We start from the raw sequence: 16,922 nt of genomic DNA on the forward strand, positions 1-16,922 counted from the left end.
CTGCAGGCGCTAGTTTTGTTTTGTTAGCCCAAGCATAGTAGGGTGAAAAGACACTGCCTACAAAAGCAATAATGCTAAATCCATAGAGCCCATCATCGCTGAGGCCGTCGATATACCACCAGAGGTAGTTGCCAGGATCTACTACTTGATCAAACCGAGGCGTTCCATCAGGGTTGCGGCCGCCAGTCGTCCTGACATAGCTGCCATTGGCACTCCCGGACCCGGATGAGCGCTGCCCCCCGCTAGAAGTAGGTTCTGAATTTGAGATTGAGAACCTAGCCGTTGAAAGGAGCTCATCCAGCCGTGAGTTGCTTGGCCATAAAGAGCCCCGCCTCGCCCCGGAAATAGTTTGGCAAATTGCTGGGGTGAGGTTCGCGTGATCTGTGCATCCTGCAGTTGAAGGCCATACTGGCGCATGAGTGAAAAAGCTTTTTGTTCGCATTGTTCTATTTCCTCATCATCAGATTGAATATCGCCATTGGCAGGTGCATTGACTAAGCAAAAAATTCTTTCATAGTCATTATTTTGACTTGGAAAGTCAGTTCTGTCTTGAGCACAAATATAGACAGTGGGATTGCTAGGTAATTTTTTCTTTTCAAATATATCGGTAAATTCACTTTGGTAAGGCTGATTAAAGAATACGTTATGTCTTACCAATGGAAAGCCTGATGCCTTGACACGCATAGACCAGGTTACCGCTGAAAGTGAATCGGTTTGCTTTAAGTTTTGGGGAATGGCAGCATTTGCCTGCTTACCCAGTAAGCCATGTTGCAGGGCGTTGATATCGCCATTAAATATCAAATAATCGCATTCAATGACCTCGCCAGAAGTGAGTTGAACGCCGCTTATCTTGGATCCCGAAAATTGGAGTGATTGAACCTCAGCCCCATATTGAAAATGACACCCTTTTTTTTGTGCCAGGCGGGCTATAACCTCCGGGATTTTGGTCATGCCACCTTTAATGGACCATACCCCTTTCATTTCTACCTCAGCAATGAGCATGAGGGTAGCTGGTGCCAGGTAGGGAGATGAGCCACAGTAGGTTGCATAACGACCAAATAATTGGTGTAAGCGCGGATCTGGAAAATAGTTTGCAAGCGCAGACCAAAGATTGCTAAACGGCCCAATATCCCAAAGTACTTTGCTCTTTTGGACGCCTAGTGCAGACATCATGCCGAGTAAATTTGGGCGAGGAGATTCAATAAATGGATCTTTTAGTGACTCATACACTTTTTTCGCTGTCTTGCAAAACTCTAAAAATAACTGAGCTTGCTTAGGGCTGGAGAATTGAGCAATGGCATCGGCACTTTTTTGAGTATCCGCATAGAGATCAAGTGGCTCATCTCCCCAGCTATGCCGAGCCAGAATATCCAGCGCCTCCAGCTCAAACTCTGCATCAAAACTTTCACCGCAGTCAGCAAATAGTTGTTCGAAGATCCAGCACATCGTAAATACGGTGGGCCCAGAATCAATCGGTGCATCATCTACTTTAATGGCCCGAATCTTTCCTCCGGGAGCATTACTTTTTTCCAATACAGTGACATCAAGCCCGCGATGCGCAAGCTCAAGTGCGGCAGTGAGTCCACCAATACCTGCCCCAACAACAAGGATCTTAGGGGATTTGGACATGTTTACCTTGCCAAATACCTTGCGCCTTAATTACTCTGAATCTCGTAAACATTGATTCAGAAAAATACGCCTGTCCGTAGGCCGCTTTAATTGCAGATAAGTGCGCGCCTTGCTGAGCATATTGATCAAGTGACTGAGCGTTATCCCAAATAGTGAAGGTAGCCTGACGAAAGTAGGGAGCCTCACCAATTCCCGCTATTAGAATCTTTCCTGAAGCAAGATTAATTGCATCTTCTGCTGGTTTTGCCTTTGCCCAAAATTGCATTGCTTTACTTGGCCTAATAGAAGCTCTGGTCAAGGATGCAATGGGACCTAGCTTCGGAGGGTTTGGGTCTGAGCATGATAAGGTGAAGCCAGACCAGGAGCCACGACTGGAGTAGGGCTGAACAGTAGCCAGAAAAAACTCTTTAGCATGATCTTGATATGCCTTCAGAATCGATGATGACTCTTCAAACCGTGCGGCATTTTGCGCAGAATCAAAGACACAGAAGAAGCCTTGTTTAGTAAGGCTAGGTGTGGTGCTAAATCCACCATTCAAACCAGAGCCCAGTACTTTACAAAATTGCAAACCAGGAATGTGATTAAAAGGGCGCTTACCTAAGATGTACCGAGAAAATCCCCATCCTCTGGCATTGGAAGCAATATCAATTAAGCCTAATACTGCTGTCTGCTCATTCATTCGATCTTAGGCGTCAGCATCATCGTTGGCATTGCTGTCAACAATACCAAAACGTCTCATTTTGATGTACAGACCCTGGCGTGATAAGCCGAGTAACTCAGCTGCCGATGCTCTATTTGTCATGGTGAGGTCGAGCGCAGCCAAAATACAGAGTTTTTCAATGATGTCGGTGGTCTCGGTAACGATTTGTTTGAGTGGCACCTTGCCAACTAATTGAGTTAATTCTTTGGCGTTCTTGCCAAGATTTTCTGGCTTATCAGTTGGCTGATTCGAGGCCTTAGAAACTTGATGGATGCCAATTGCAACGAGTGACAGTTTCCCGCTATTAAAGCCTACAGCAGAAATGCGGACATCTAAAGGCGAGCTGCCATCATCCGCAGTAATCGTACTTGCATAATCTTTGATGGAGCCGTATTCACGAACTGTACCCAGGATAATCTTGAGATCAATACTAGCTCTTCCAAGCCAAATTTCTAGTGACTTACCTAAGATGCTCTCTTTTTGGGTAGATTGGGACATCGACACAAACGTGTTGTTGGTGGTAAGCACGACCCCATTGGTACTGCAAACGATAAAGCCGTCTTGAAAATCTTCCATTGCTTGGGCAAGTAATGTTGCCTGCTCATTGACCGTCCCAAGATGGGCAGCTTGAGATTTTGGCTTAATGGATACGAGGCATATATTTTGATTTCCCTCGCGCAGAAGCGCGCTCGAAATTTCTACATTCTCTTTTAGATTCTCAAGTGTTGTTTGAATCGAGGATTGCAATATCCCGGACTTGGATTCCAGAAGGTAGTTTTGAATCGCTTCATGATCTTTTGTAGGAAATAAATTGACGAAGAGTTTGCCCTGAATTTTCTTCAGATCACCCACCAAGAAACCTGCCGATTTATTGACTTCAATAATTTTTAAGGTCTGGCTATCTACAATTAAATAGGCTTGATCAATACTATTGAAAAGCTGTAGGTAACGATTCTGGATCGCATGAAGATTTGCATAATCACGCTCAATCTCTTGTTGGGACTCAACTAATTTTTGCTGCAGAGTAGAGATGCTACTGAGATCTTTGCCAATCGCAACTAACTTAGTTTCCTTGGGGAAAAAGATGGTGCTGTATTGAATGGGAATGGAATTGGATCCATCTATCTCTTGATTTACTTGACGCCATTTTTGCTCATCACGATCTTCGTTGGTTTTGAGAAGGGCATTGATTTTTGGTTGGCTGTCAATCGCAACAGTATCTAACCATTTTTTTTTGGTTAAAGACGCTGTATTACTAGAGATGGGTTTGGCACCATCAATGACTTTTTCAATCACACCGGCTTTATCGATGATGAGTGCAATGTCAACTGAGTAGGCAAGCAGCTCGGCTGCTAAATGAATATCGATATTATTTAGTTTTGAAGAATCTGAATGATAAATTTTGGTCACAGTGTCTTCTACTTATTCTTCTAAGTTTTTTGTTCTAATTGGCTGAGATACTGCTCAAGTTGTTGAACGGACCCCTCAGGACTAAACGCCTTAACATCTGCCTGAATATGGTCAAAAGCATCGGGCGCCCTATTATAGAGCGGCCCCCCAATGAGAACAACGATTTCTGGGTTCTTTGATTTTTGTCGGAGTAAATTTATCAAGTTTGGAAGTTCTTCAAGTTGCTCATTTGTCGAAACTGAAATCGCAACTGCCTGATGCATTTTTGACTCAACACCTTCAACCATGGAGTCAATATTGACTTTACTGGGTCGATGCACCTGCCAACCGGAAAATGTTAAAAAGTTAGCAAAGATGAGTGTGCCAAGTGAGTGTTGCGAACCAGGGCAGCCAGAGATGAAGATGGATTTATTTTGTTGTCGCTCTAGCTGATTTGCCTGAAAGAGGTAATCTAGTTTGTAGATGACTCTTTCAAGCTTATTAACACCAATAGATACATCCGCAAAGCTAAGGCTGTCTTCCTCCCAGTGCTTACCTAGTTTTCGGGCAAGCTCTGGTATCAACTCTAAAACGATGTAGTCAATTGCTATTCCATGGGCTTTATGGCTTGTGATCGCAAGTTCAAATGCGCCTTCTTCAGCATTGAGCAAAAGGTTGGCGATTCTATCAATCTCTTCTTTATCGAGAGCATTGGTAGCTTTACCTTCCTTATTTCGTGGGGTCTGAAGCCAATTTTGATTTGAGGAGGTCCTAGACGCTGAGTCGTCTACTTTGCGTTCAATCTCCTCAATTAACACTGGTAATTGAGTGCTGACAACTTCCCTGATGAGTTCTTTCTTAGCTAATGTATTCACTAAATAGCCCTTAGGATAGTAATTGCGTCATGAGCGATAATGAAAATGTAAAATAATTATTACACTTGTAATCAGAATAAGGCAATTATTTTGCTATAAATAGGGTTTATACCTATAAATATCAGGGTAAGTACTAGTTTTTGTAAGACAAATTTGGCGTAAAGTTTTGTTTACACATAGCCAACAAGGCAGCCTCAAAAAATGAAGACCAGTAAGCCTCTTTACAACTCAGAACAACGCGCAAGACGCGATGCCACTGTATGGACATTAGTTCAGGGAATTCTGGCCCCAATTCAGTTTTTGGTTTGCCTTGTGAGTCTTTGTTTGGTGCTCAGATATCTCGTAACAGGTAATGGTTATGAATTGGCAACCATTTCTGTAGTGATTAAGACCATGTTTCTCTACTTAATCATGCTTACAGGAAGTATTTGGGAAAAAGTAGTTTTTGGAAAATATCTTTTTGCAGAAAGCTTCTTCTGGGAAGATGTTTTTAGTATGTTGGTTATTTTTCTGCATACCCTGTATCTCTACTTCCTCATCTTAGGAGATATGGGGCAGCGTGGTTTGATGTATCTTGCTTTGGCAGCCTACGCCTCTTACTTTATTAATGCAGGGCAATTCATTTACAAACTACGCATCGCTCGTTTGCAGATGAATAAAGGGGTTGCCGCATGAATGCCATCGTAGACTTGCCAAAAGATCACGCAGGCTTAGTGGGCAAAAATATTCCCATCTATAAAGAGCGCGGACAAAGAGAAGTGTTTTGTGGACTTACCGGAATTATTTGGCTGCATCGCAAAATACAAGACGCATTCTTTTTAGTGGTCGGCTCTCGCACCTGTGCTCATTTGGTTCAATCTGCTGCTGGCGTGATGATATTTGCAGAGCCACGTTTTGCTACTGCCATTATTGATGATCGTGATCTTGCAGGAATTGCGGATGCTCATGAAGAATTAGATCGGGTTGTGAAGGCATTACTTGCACGTCGTCCTGATATCAAAATGCTGTTTTTAGTAGGTTCATGCCCTTCTGAAGTCATTAAGTTAGACCTTTCGAGAGCTGCGCAGCGATTAAATAAAGAGTTTTTGAATCACTGTCGCATCTTGAGTTACTCAGGTAGCGGTATTGAAACTACTTTCACCCAGGGAGAGGATGCATGCCTGGCCTCTTTGGTGAATGAGATTCCAAAGCCAACAGTAGTGGGTGAGAAAAAGCTATTAGTTGTCGGTTGTTTACCAGATGTTGTGGAAGATCAATTTCAGCGTCTTTTTACTGAGCTTGGCATCGGTCAAGTTTCATTTTTCCCACCTAAGAACTCTCAACAAAAAATCGAAATTGATGGCAACACTCAATACTTGCTTGCACAGCCATTCTTGGCTGAAACAGCCAGATTAATTGAAGAGCGTGGCGCTAAAAGAATTTCTGCACCATTCCCATTTGGTGTTGAGGGAACTACAGCTTGGTTAAAGGCTGCAGTGAATGAGTGGGGTATTAGCTCATCTCATTTCGAACAGGTCACACAAGCAAGAATCGAACGCGCTAGAAAGAGTTTGGCGCGCTATTTACCAATGTTGGAAAACAAAAGTATCTCTTTCTTCCCAGACTCTCAATTAGAGATTCCATTGGCACGTTTTTTGTCACAAGAATGCGGTATGAAAGTGCTAGAAATTGGAACGCCTTATCTGCATAAGCAGCATCTTGAGGCGGAGTTGGAATTGTTGCCTGAGCATTCCAGAATTGTGGAAGGCCAAGATGTCGAGAAGCAATTAGATAGATGTCGTAGCGATAAGCCCGATATTGTGGTTTGTGGTCTAGGTCTGGCCAATCCACTGGAAGCAGAGGGCATTACAACCAAGTGGTCGATTGAGTTGGTGTTTAGTCCCGTGCATGGCTATGAGCAGGCTGCAGACTTAGCAGAGCTATTTGCACGTCCTTTAAACCGCAGTATGAGATTGGCTGCTTAAGGATCCTATGCAATTAACTCTGTGGACATATGAAGGCCCTCCTCACATTGGAGCAATGCGCATCGCAACTTCAATGACAGATATGCATTATGTTCTGCACTCCCCTCAAGGAGATACCTACGCAGATCTGTTATTTACGATGATTGGACGTTCACGCAAGCGTCCTCCAGTTACTTACACTACCTTTCAGGCAAGAGACTTGGGTGGTGATACAGCGCAATTATTCCAAGACTCCGTGAATGATGCGTATCAGCGTTTTCAACCAAAGGCAATGATTGTTGGCGCCTCATGTACTGCTGAATTGATTCAAGATGATCCAGGTGGTTTGGCAAGAGCATTGAGTCTGCCTATTCCAGTTATTCCTTTGGAGTTGCCTTCGTATCAGAAAAAAGAAAACTGGGGAGCATCAGAAACTTTCTATCACATTGTTCGTGGCTTAGTGAGTGTTGATAAATCCATTTCAGCACAACAGTATCAAGAGAAGCGTGCTGCGAGTAAACAGGAAGGTCAAAAACCCAGCTGCAATATCTTGGGCCCAACAGCCTTAGGCTTTAGGAATCGTGATGATGTGCAGGAGATTCGAGGTCTACTCGAATCCATGGGCATCGAGGTGAGGGTAGTAGCACCATTAAATGCATCGGTATCTGATCTCGCTAAGATCACAGAAGCTGACTTCAACGTATCGCTTTATCCTGAAATTAGCCAACTGACTTGTACTTGGCTCACTAAAACTTTCGGCCAGCCATTCACAAAGACTATTCCGATTGGCACCAAGGCAACTAAAGCATTTATTCAAGAGGTAGCACAGCTTGCTAATCTCAATCCTGAAGCTACCTTAGCAGCTCAAGAAGAAAGAGCGCACTGGTATGCCAAGTCGGTAGACTCAACCTATTTAACTGATAAGCGAGTATTCATCTTTGGCGATGCCAGCCATGCGATCGCTGCAGCAAAGGTTGCCGCAGAAGAAATTGGTTTCAAAGTAGTCGGTCTGGGAACGTATAGCCGTGAATTTGCACGTGAAGTCCGTGAGGCTGCAAAATCTTATGATGTTGAAGCGCTGATTACTGATGACTATTTAGAAGTCGAGCAAAAAGTTGCTGAGTTAAGTCCAGACTTAGTTTTGGGAACTCAGATGGAACGCCATATTGCCAAGAGATTAGGTGTTCCTTGCGCAGTGATTTCAGCTCCAGTACACGTGCAAGATTTCCCTGCACGCTACTCCCCTCAAATGGGTTTTGAGGGTGCCAATGTTTTATTTGACACCTGGATTCATCCACTCATGATGGGGCTAGAAGAGCATCTCATCATGATGTTCCGGGATGACTTTGAATTTACTGCTAAAGCAGCGCCGTCTCACTTGGGCCATGGAAGCCCTAGTGCAAAAGAGCATGCTCCGGCTGTAGCGAATACTAACGATGCAGTTCCCGCTCAATCAGCTCAAGTTAATGCTGAAGTTTTTAATGGCGCTAATCCAGCCAATCTTTGGGATGCTGCTGCTGAAAAAGAATTGGGAAAGATTCCATTCTTTGTGAGAGGTAAGGCGCGACGTAATACTGAAAAATTTGCGGTAGAGCATGGCATTAGTCAAATTACGATCGAAACTCTCTATGACGCAAAGGCTCACTATGGCAGATAAGCGTACTTCAATGAGAGTCACTATCGTGACTATGGATACGCACTTGGCTAGCGCGACCGAGCGGGCTCGCTACGCACTCAAAAAGAAAATGCCTGGTCTGGAATTAACAATTCATGCGGCATCAAGCTGGACAGTAGACAGCAAAGCTTTGGCAAGCTGTATTGAGGATATTGAATCAGCTGATATCTTGATTGTGACCATGCTGTTTATGGAAGACCACTTTAAACCAGTGATCGAAGCTCTCAAAGCAAGGCGTGACCATTGTGATGCAATGGTTTGTGCAATGTCAGCAGGCGAGGTGGTAAGTCTAACCCGGATGGGTGGCTTTGATATGGGTAAACCTGCTAGTGGACTTCTTGGTTTGCTCAAGCGCCTCAGAGGTAATAAAGAAAAATCTCAGACCGGCGGTGCAGCGCAAATGAGAATGTTGCGTCGTTTGCCAAAAATTCTACGTTTTATTCCTGGTGGTGCTCAAGATGTCAGGGCCTATTTCTTAACCTTGCAATATTGGTTGGGTGGCTCCGAAGAGAATCTTTACCACATGGTTAAGAATTTAGTGAATCGTTACGCTACTGGTGAGCGTGAGGTATTTAAAACTAAAGAGAAGTTGGTTGAGCCAGTAATCTATCCAGACAATGGTATTTATCATCCGCGGCTTCAGGGTCGCATGAGTGAATCGATAGCTGATTTACCAAAACTCGTAAGTGATCAGAAATCCAAAGGCCGAGTAGGCCTGTTGCTACTCAGATCTTATATCTTGGCTGGTAATACTCTTCACTATGATTCAGCTATTGCTGCCTTAGAGGCACAAGGCTTACAAGTGCTGCCGATTTTTGCAGTTGGCCTAGACGCAAGACCAGCGATTGAACAATTCTTTTTCCAAAACGGAAAAAATACAGTAGATGCTGTGGTCTCCTTGACCGGCTTTTCTCTAGTAGGCGGCCCTGCTTACAACGATGCGAAGGCGGCAGAAGAGGTGTTGGCATCCCTTGATGTTCCATATCTTGCTGCGCAACCTCTCGAGTTCCAAACTTTAAATGATTGGGGTGGTTCAGATCGCGGCTTATTGCCAGTTGAGAACACTCTCATGATCGCGATTCCGGAGCTGGATGGCGCGATTGTCCCAATGGTATTTGGTGGTCGTGCTGGTGAAGCAGATGTGCAGTGCACTGGATGCCATAAAGCATGCGTATTTGAAGCCAGTATTAATCGCCACGATATGCATACTTGTGTGGAGCGTACTGCGATGTTGGCGGCACGTGTCAGCAAACTCATTGCATTACGGAAATCTGAGCGCGCTAATCGCAAGGTAGCTTTAGTAATGTTTAATTTCCCACCCAATGCGGGAAGGGTTGGTACAGCTGCTCATTTGAGCGTATTTGAATCTGTCTTTAATACTCTGAAGAGCTTGAAAGCAGAGGGCTATACAGTTGATATTCCCAACTCTTTAGACGAATTCAGGGATCAGATCCTCATCGGAAATGCCAAGCAATTTGGCACAGATGCCAATGTGCATAGCCAAATTAGCACCGATGATCATATTAAGCGCGAGCCTTGGTTAAAAGAGATTGAAGCTCAATGGGGCCCAGCTCCAGGCAAACTCCTCACCAATGGATCATCCATTTTTGTCCTGGGCAAGCAATTTGGCAATGTTTTTGTGGCGCTTCAGCCTGGCTTCGGGTATGAAGGCGATCCAATGCGATTGCTTTATGAAAAAGGATTTGCGCCTACTCATGCATTCTCAGCCTTTTATCGTTATCTCAGAGAAGATTTTGCTGCTTCAGCAGTCTTGCATTTTGGTACTCATGGTGCGCTTGAGTTTATGCCAGGTAAGCAATCTGGTATGTCCGGTTCTTGCTGGCCAGATCGCCTCATTCATGATTTACCGAATTTATATATTTATGCCTCAAACAATCCCTCTGAAGGTGCGATTGCAAAGAGGCGTGCTGGTGCAACACTCATCAGTTACTTAACTCCACCGGTTTCTCAGGCAGGCCTGTATCAAGGCTTGTTAGAGCTTAAAGAGGCTGTCGAACATTGGCGTAAAGCAGTGCCTAAGGACGATGATCAAGCCAATACTCAAGTTTGGGATGCTAATGCACAGGAACTGTTGGATTCTCTCCAAGCACAGGCGGTCGAATTGGAGTTTGTATCTGCAGAGCCGGTATGGAAGACTTTGGATGCAGACACAGTCAATAAAGCAGTGATGCATTTAAGCGAGCAAATCTTGGAATTAGAGTACACATTGATTCCGTATGGCTTGCATATATTGGGCGGCCAAATGAGTGAAGAGCAAAGCCTGGATATGTTGATGAGCTATGCGTCTGTTCAGGAAGGGCAGATTCAAGATTTGTCTAGAGAGTCGATGAGTGCGCTGATTCACTGCCAAAATATTGAGCAGTTTGCTAAAGAGCAAAAGCTTACCTTGACGTCTAGCTTGCAAGAGGAGCTAAACCAGGCATTGAATATGCATCGTGAACTACATTCCGATAGCGAAATGCAAGGCATTCTGAAAGCGCTGGAGGGTCGCTATATCCGTCCTGCGCCAGGTGGCGATGTACTCAGAAATCCTCAAGTACTTCCTACCGGCAGAAATGTTCATGGCTTTGATCCATTCCGTATTCCTAGTAAGTTTGCGATGAAGGATGGCGAATACCAAGCCAATAAAATTTTGGAAAGATATCAAGCCGATGGAAATCCATTGCCAGAATCGATCGCCATGGTGCTGTGGGGTACTGATAACCTAAAAACAGAGGGCGGCCCAATTGCGCAAATCTTTGCCTTAATGGGCGCACAACCACGTTTTGATAGCTTCGGTAGACTAGCAGGCGCTCAACTTGTGTCGCTAGAAGAGTTAGGACGTCCACGGATCGACGTGATGGTGTCAATTTCTGGAATCTTCAGAGATCTCATGCCATTACAAATCAAGATTCTGGCTGAGGCTGCTTACTTAGCAGCGGCAGCTGATGAGCCAGTTGAGCAGAATTTCATTCGTAAGCATGCCCTCGCTTATCAAGCTAGTAATGGCTGCGATCTTGAGACAGCTGCATTACGTGTATTTGGTAATGCTGAGAGCGCCTATGGTGCCAACGTCAATATGATGATTGATAACGGCTTATGGCAAGACGAAAATGAATTAGCGGAAACCTATACCCGTCGTAAAAGCTTTGCTTATGGAAGATCTGGTAGGCCAGTGGTGCAAAGTGAATTATTAAATTCCATTCTTGCAGACGTCGAGTTGACCTATCAAAATCTCGATTCAATTGAATTAGGCGTAACAACGATTGATACCTACTTTGATACCTTAGGTGGCGTGAGTCGTGCTGTACGCAGGGCAAAGGGTGGCAAGGCAGCACCGGTATATATCGGCGATCAAACCAAGGGTGACGCAGTAGTTCGGACCCTCAATGAGCAGGTTTCATTAGAAACTCGCTCACGCATGCTCAACCCTAAATGGTATGAGGGCATGTTGAAGCATGGTTACGAAGGCGTGCGCCAGTTAGAGAGTCATCTCACAAATACGGTAGGTTGGTCTGCAACCACCGGTCAAGTAGAGCCTTGGGTATATCAACACCTTACCCAGACATTCATATTAGATCCAGAAATGCGTGAGCGTTTAATGAGTCTTAACCCTGCATCATCAGCGAAAGTAGCAAGCCGTTTATTAGAAGCATCAGAAAGAAATTATTGGAAGCCAGAGCCATCGGTATTAGAGACATTACGTCGCGTTGCCTATGACTTTGAAGATCGACTTGAAGGTGTATATGAGGGAGTACCTATTTAATGGAAACGGTTAACGTACCAATTTCTTCAATTAATTCTCGAAGTAAGCCATTGGACGGTGAGGGTAGTTTGCAAGTTCACCTTGATCCAAACGAGAAAATTGGCAATGCGAAAGTATTCGCGATCTATGGCAAAGGGGGAATCGGGAAAAGTACAACTTCTTCTAATCTCTCCGCAGCCTTTTCCTTATTAGGAAAACGAGTGATTCAGATTGGTTGCGATCCAAAGCATGACTCTACCTTTACGCTCACTAAAAAGTTAGTTCCAACAGTGATTGATATTCTTGAGTCAGTCGATTTTCACTCTGAAGAATTGCGCGTAGAAGATTTTGTCTACGAAGGCTTTAACGGTGTAATGTGTGTTGAGGCTGGTGGACCTCCAGCAGGAACTGGCTGCGGTGGTTATGTAGTCGGTCAAACTGTAAAGCTCTTAAAAGAGCATCATTTACTAGAGGACACCGACATTGTCATTTTTGATGTGCTAGGTGACGTTGTGTGCGGTGGTTTTGCAGCTCCATTACAGCATGCTGACCGTGCACTGATTGTGGCTGCAAATGACTTTGACTCCATCTTTGCAATGAATCGTATCGTTCAAGCGATTAGCGCAAAAGCAAAAAACTATAACGTTCGCTTAGGTGGCGTGATTGCTAATCGCAGCCAAGATACGGATCAGATCGATAAATTCAATGATCGAGTTGGTCTGAAGAAAATGGCTCATTTCCCTGATCTAGATGCTATTCGTAAGAGCCGTTTAAAGAAATGCACGATATTTGAAATGGAATCTACGCCTGAAATTGAGGCGGTGAAAGAGGAGTATCTCCGCTTAGCGGCTAGCCTACTTTTAGATGATGATCCTTTGTTGATGGAATCTCTAAAAGATCGTGAAATCTTTGACTTATTAGGATTTGATTAATCATGGATGCTATTTCCTATTTAGATAGACGCAGTAAGCTGCAGGACTATTTTGATCGGACTGCTAATGATGCTTGGGCAAAACTGACATCAGATGCTCCGGTGAGCGGTATTCGAGCAACTGTGAGAGCGGGGCGCGACCAAATGCGCAATAGCATTATTAGCCGATTACCAGAAAATCTCACCGGCAAAAGAGTCTTAGATGCAGGTTGTGGAACAGGTGCTGTAGCGCTTGAGCTTGCTAATAAGGGAGCTTTAGTTACCGCAGTTGATCTGTCGCCTAATCTCATTGAGCTTGCAAAAAGTAGAATTCCTGAATCCGATCGCCAGAACATTCAGTTCTATGCTGGTGATATGTTGGATGAGGCTTATGGTGACTTTGATTATGTCATCGGTATGGATTCCATGATTCATTACTGCGCCAAGGACATGTTAGTAGTGCTAGAAAAACTATCTTCGCGCGTTAGTGAAAAAATTCTCTTTACCTTTGCCCCAAGCACATTGCCGCTTGAGCTCATGATTCGGGTTGGCCGCTTATTCCCAAGAAGAGATAGAGCTCCATTCATTGAGCCTATTAGTCAAACCAGGCTGCATCAAGCAATCAAAGAGTCCCCTTGGTTTGTTGATTGGGAAGTACCCTTTACACATTTAGTTTCTAGTGGGTTTTATAAATCTCAATTAATGGAGCTGCAAAAGAAATCATGATGGGCATGTTTAAGATCGCCAAAGCATGGACGAGGATTAATCCTCGCTATTTGCCTTTTGCTGATGTGGCGACTCCTAACTTGCCTTTGGGGCGCCTGCTCAGACTATCTTTGTTTCAGGTGTCTGTTGGTATGGCCACCTCATTGCTAGTTGGCACTCTCAATCGAGTCATGATTGTTGAGATGAATATAGAAGCATGGATAGTAGCCTTAATGGTGGCTTTACCTTTGGTCTTTGCCCCTTTTAGAGCTTTGATTGGCCATAAGTCTGATACTCACCGCTCGATATTGGGCTGGAGAAGGGTTCCTTATATCTGGATTGGTACCTGGCTGCAGTTTGGTGGTCTTGCCATCATGCCATTTGCACTCATCTTGTTATCTGGCGACACCCACTGGCCTATCTGGTTCAGTTATCTTGGTAGCACCTTGGCGTTTTTGCTAGTTGGTGCAGGTATGCAAACCACTCAAACTGCTGGTCTGGCCTTAGCCACTGATTTGGCGGATGAGAAAAATAGACCACGCGTTGTTGCCATGATGTATGTAATGTTGCTGGTGGGCATGGTGTTTAGTGGAATTTTGTTCAGTGTATTTTTGAATCCCTTTAGTCCTATGCAATTAATCAGGGTGATACAGGGCGTGGCCATCCTCACTTTATTGCTCAATCTCTTTGCTTTGTGGAAACAAGAAGCTCGGCAGCCAAGAAATACCTCTCCCGAAATTCCGCAGCCTAAATTTACTCAGAGCTGGCATGAGTTCATCAGAAAGCCGCACGTACGCCGCTTTTTAGTCATGCTGGGTCTCGGGACAACTGCCTTTAGCATGCAAGACATTATTTTGGAGCCTTATGGTGGTGAGATATTGCAGCTTGATGTTTCTGCAACCAGTTTCTTAACAGCCCTTATTGCATTTGGATCTTTATTGGCTTTTTCGCTTTCGGCAAGATGGTTAAGCCGTGGCCATAACGCCCACAGAATTGCAGCATTAGGTTTATTGCTCGGTTTAATCGCATTTAGTATGGTGATTTTTTCTGAGCCACTAGGCTCCCCAAATCTATTTAGATTGGGCGCACTCTTGATTGGATTTAGTGGAGGCTTATTTGCTGTCAGTACTCTAACGATTGCAATGAGTATGGAACAAGACAATATGAGTGGCATGGTAATAGGCGCTTGGGGTGCCGTAACTGCCACTTGTTCAGGTATTGGCATGTCCTTGGGTGGTGGAATTAGGGATCTCGTCGGTCAATTGGCAACGAGTGGAGCAATCGGCTCCGCCTTAATGAGCCCAGCAATTGGTTATAGCTTTGTTTATCACATTGAGATTTATTTGTTGTTCATTACTCTGATTGCATTAGGTCCTTTGGTTGCTAGAAGGACAAGTTTAGAAGTTTCAAAAATCGGTAAGTTTGGCCTAGCTGATTTTCCAGGCTAGTTTTTAAGGAAGGGGAGAAATATGGGTACGGGTGCAATTACACAATATATCGACGTAGCTCAAGTCGTTTTTTATATATTTTTACTTTTCTTTGTTGGATTGGTTATCTATCTAACACTAGAAAGTAAGCGCGAGGGATTTCCATTGGAAACCGAGCGTTATGGCCAAGTGCGTCGTGAAGACGGCATTTTAGGTATGCCAAGAGTGAAAAAATTTGTGACGGAGTTTGGCAAGACATACTATGCCCCACTTCAAACTCCTCCAGAACCAGAAAAAGTCTCTGCAGTTCCTATTCATCCATGGAATGGCGCACCTTTGTCTCCAGTCGGTAATCCGCTGTTAGCGGGTGTTGGTCCTGGTTCCTATGCGAATCGTGCTGATCATGTGGATTACGACTTAGAGGGTCATGCGCGTATTCGACCATTGCGCAAGCTTCCGCATATTGCTATCTCAACCATCGATATCAATCCGATTGGTCTGGATGTTATCGGTGCGGATGGCAATAAAGGCGGTAAGGTAACTGACGTATGGGTAGACCATATGGAAATGATGATTCGTTATCTTGAGCTTGATGCTAATGGCAATAAGGTGCTGTTACCAATTAACTTCTCACGTATTGGTAAGCATGACATTCAGGTGCAATCGATCTTGTCAGACCAATTTGCGCTGGTACCAAAAACCAAGCATCCAGAAGAGGTAACTTTGCTGGAAGAAGAAAAAATCATGGCTTACTTTGGAGCAGGTACCTTGTATGCCACACCTGAGCGTCAGGAGCCATTGGCATGAGTCTCGATATCCATAACAGTCCAGAGCATGAGTTCGAACCTGAGCTAGGCCTTCCCGAAAGATTGCCGCAGGGAGAGCGTATTTTGTGGCAAGGATCGCCCGATACTAAGGCGCTCTTGTTTAGAGTCTTTCATTTCAAAATGTTAGTGATCTATTTTGGTCTGCTATTGGCTTATCGCTTGATAACTGGCTTCAGTGAGGGCGAGGCCTTCACTGAAATTCTGTTTGCCGCACTCAATATTGTGGCTCTTTCAGGCTTGGGCTTGGGTTTAGTTGCACTCATAGCCTATTTAATGGCTTCAACAGCGATTTATACGATTACCAATAAGCGCGTTGTGATGCGTATTGGAATTGTGCTTAATATGACCTTTAATTTTCCGCTCAAGATGATTGAATCGGCGGATTGTGGTGTCGCCAAGCAGGGCTCTGGCGATATATACCTGAAGTTAAGCAGGGGCACCAAAATTGCAATTTTTCACTTATGGCCTCATGCAAGACCAGGTAAGTGGGCCGTCCCTCAGCCGACCTTTAGAAGTATTAAAAATTGCTCTGAAGTAGCTCAAATCTTGGTAGATGCATGGGCAGCTCAAAATAATGTTATTGCTCGTACAGTGCAGAAGAATGAGTCAAAAGAAGTGAATGCAAAGAACCCTTATTCAGGGATTGAAACAGCATGATTCTGCGCATGAATGCCACTCAGATGCAAAACTATATTGCATTGTTTATTGCTTCATTGTTGATGGCAATCATTCTGTTGATCGCAAATTATGTTCAGTCTGGAAAGGTAGAGCCTCAAGTTGATGCTGCTGTAATTACCAAGAAAACTCTGCACTTTAGAGACCTTCCGAATGGCGCAGTTGGCGTAATTTCTGCAGATAATGGGCAAATGATTGCCCAGGTTGAAGGTCAAGCTGGCTTTGTGAGGGGAATTTTGAGAGCATTAGCTCGTGATCGTCGGATTCGTCAGATCTCTAGTGATGATGCATTTGAATTAGTCAGTCGCTCCGATGGAAGGTTGACCTTGATCGATTTAGCAACGAATAATCGAATTGATTTGGAATCATTCGGAAAAGATAACGCAGCTGAGTTTGCTGCTTTTTTAACTAGCGCGAGATAA

14 protein-coding genes are annotated in these 16,922 nt (G+C 44.3%); 10 read left to right on the forward strand and 4 right to left on the reverse strand.

Annotation, left to right across the window (positions count from 1 at the left end):
• Window positions 1-141: 141 nt before the first annotated feature.
• From crtD to ICN17_RS06315, 4 genes are read right to left on the reverse strand one after another with little or no spacing between them, the layout of a single operon-like run.
• A complete protein-coding gene (crtD, locus tag ICN17_RS06300; protein WP_216236698.1) occupies window positions 142-1,629 on the reverse strand; it encodes a 1-hydroxycarotenoid 3,4-desaturase CrtD in 1,488 nt (495 codons plus the stop codon).
• Complete coding sequence (locus ICN17_RS06305; protein ID WP_216236699.1) at window positions 1,613-2,308, reverse strand: spheroidene monooxygenase; 696 nt, start codon at window positions 2,306-2,308, stop codon at window positions 1,613-1,615. Before ICN17_RS06305 ends, crtD begins: the two co-directional genes overlap by 17 nt.
• A gap of 6 nt (window positions 2,309-2,314) precedes the next feature.
• Complete coding sequence (gene ppsR / locus ICN17_RS06310; RefSeq protein WP_216236700.1) at window positions 2,315-3,739, reverse strand: transcriptional regulator PpsR; 1,425 nt, start codon at window positions 3,737-3,739, stop codon at window positions 2,315-2,317.
• Between the two features lie 20 nt (window positions 3,740-3,759).
• The gene (locus ICN17_RS06315; protein WP_216236701.1) at window positions 3,760-4,593 is read right to left on the reverse strand and encodes a cobalamin B12-binding domain-containing protein; all 834 of its coding nucleotides are present in this window, start codon (window positions 4,591-4,593) and stop codon (window positions 3,760-3,762) included.
• A 201-nt stretch (window positions 4,594-4,794) separates the two neighbouring features.
• Between ICN17_RS06315 and bchF the strand changes: the two genes are divergently transcribed.
• From bchF to puhC, 10 genes are read left to right on the forward strand one after another with little or no spacing between them, the layout of a single operon-like run.
• Window positions 4,795-5,268: a 2-vinyl bacteriochlorophyllide hydratase gene (gene bchF / locus ICN17_RS06320; RefSeq protein ID WP_216236702.1), complete on the forward strand. Its 474-nt coding sequence runs from the start codon at window positions 4,795-4,797 to the stop codon at window positions 5,266-5,268.
• Entirely contained in the window at window positions 5,265-6,557 is a 1,293-nt protein-coding gene (locus ICN17_RS06325) for a ferredoxin:protochlorophyllide reductase (ATP-dependent) subunit N (RefSeq protein WP_216236703.1), read from the forward strand. Before bchF ends, ICN17_RS06325 begins: the two co-directional genes overlap by 4 nt.
• A gap of 7 nt (window positions 6,558-6,564) precedes the next feature.
• A complete protein-coding gene (gene bchB / locus ICN17_RS06330) occupies window positions 6,565-8,193 on the forward strand; it encodes a ferredoxin:protochlorophyllide reductase (ATP-dependent) subunit B (RefSeq protein ID WP_216236704.1) in 1,629 nt (542 codons plus the stop codon).
• Window positions 8,183-11,977 (forward strand): magnesium chelatase subunit H, encoded by a 3,795-nt coding sequence (locus ICN17_RS06335; RefSeq protein WP_255538339.1) that lies wholly within the window; start codon window positions 8,183-8,185, stop codon window positions 11,975-11,977. The genes bchB and ICN17_RS06335 overlap by 11 nt, the downstream gene beginning before the upstream one ends.
• Complete coding sequence (bchL, locus tag ICN17_RS06340; RefSeq protein ID WP_216138767.1) at window positions 11,977-12,888, forward strand: ferredoxin:protochlorophyllide reductase (ATP-dependent) iron-sulfur ATP-binding protein; 912 nt, start codon at window positions 11,977-11,979, stop codon at window positions 12,886-12,888. The genes ICN17_RS06335 and bchL overlap by 1 nt, the downstream gene beginning before the upstream one ends.
• A gap of 2 nt (window positions 12,889-12,890) precedes the next feature.
• Window positions 12,891-13,592 carry a magnesium protoporphyrin IX methyltransferase gene (gene bchM / locus ICN17_RS06345; protein ID WP_087909644.1) on the forward strand — a complete coding sequence of 234 codons (702 nt, stop codon included), beginning with the start codon at window positions 12,891-12,893 and terminating at the stop codon, window positions 13,590-13,592.
• Window positions 13,589-15,019, forward strand: coding sequence for a BCD family MFS transporter (locus ICN17_RS06350; protein WP_216236706.1), 1,431 nt, complete (start codon window positions 13,589-13,591; stop codon window positions 15,017-15,019). The genes bchM and ICN17_RS06350 overlap by 4 nt, the downstream gene beginning before the upstream one ends.
• Window positions 15,020-15,040: 21 nt before the next feature.
• Entirely contained in the window at window positions 15,041-15,805 is a 765-nt protein-coding gene (gene puhA, locus ICN17_RS06355) for a photosynthetic reaction center subunit H (protein ID WP_216236707.1), read from the forward strand.
• Window positions 15,802-16,482, forward strand: a complete 681-nt coding sequence (gene puhB, locus ICN17_RS06360; RefSeq protein ID WP_216236708.1) for a photosynthetic complex putative assembly protein PuhB — start codon at window positions 15,802-15,804, stop codon at window positions 16,480-16,482. The genes puhA and puhB overlap by 4 nt, the downstream gene beginning before the upstream one ends.
• Window positions 16,479-16,922 (forward strand): photosynthetic complex assembly protein PuhC, encoded by a 444-nt coding sequence (gene puhC / locus ICN17_RS06365; protein ID WP_216236709.1) that lies wholly within the window; start codon window positions 16,479-16,481, stop codon window positions 16,920-16,922. Before puhB ends, puhC begins: the two co-directional genes overlap by 4 nt.

It is taken from the genome of Polynucleobacter sp. 73C-SIWE, from assembly GCF_018882465.1.
Lineage (GTDB): Bacteria > Pseudomonadota > Gammaproteobacteria > Burkholderiales > Burkholderiaceae > Polynucleobacter.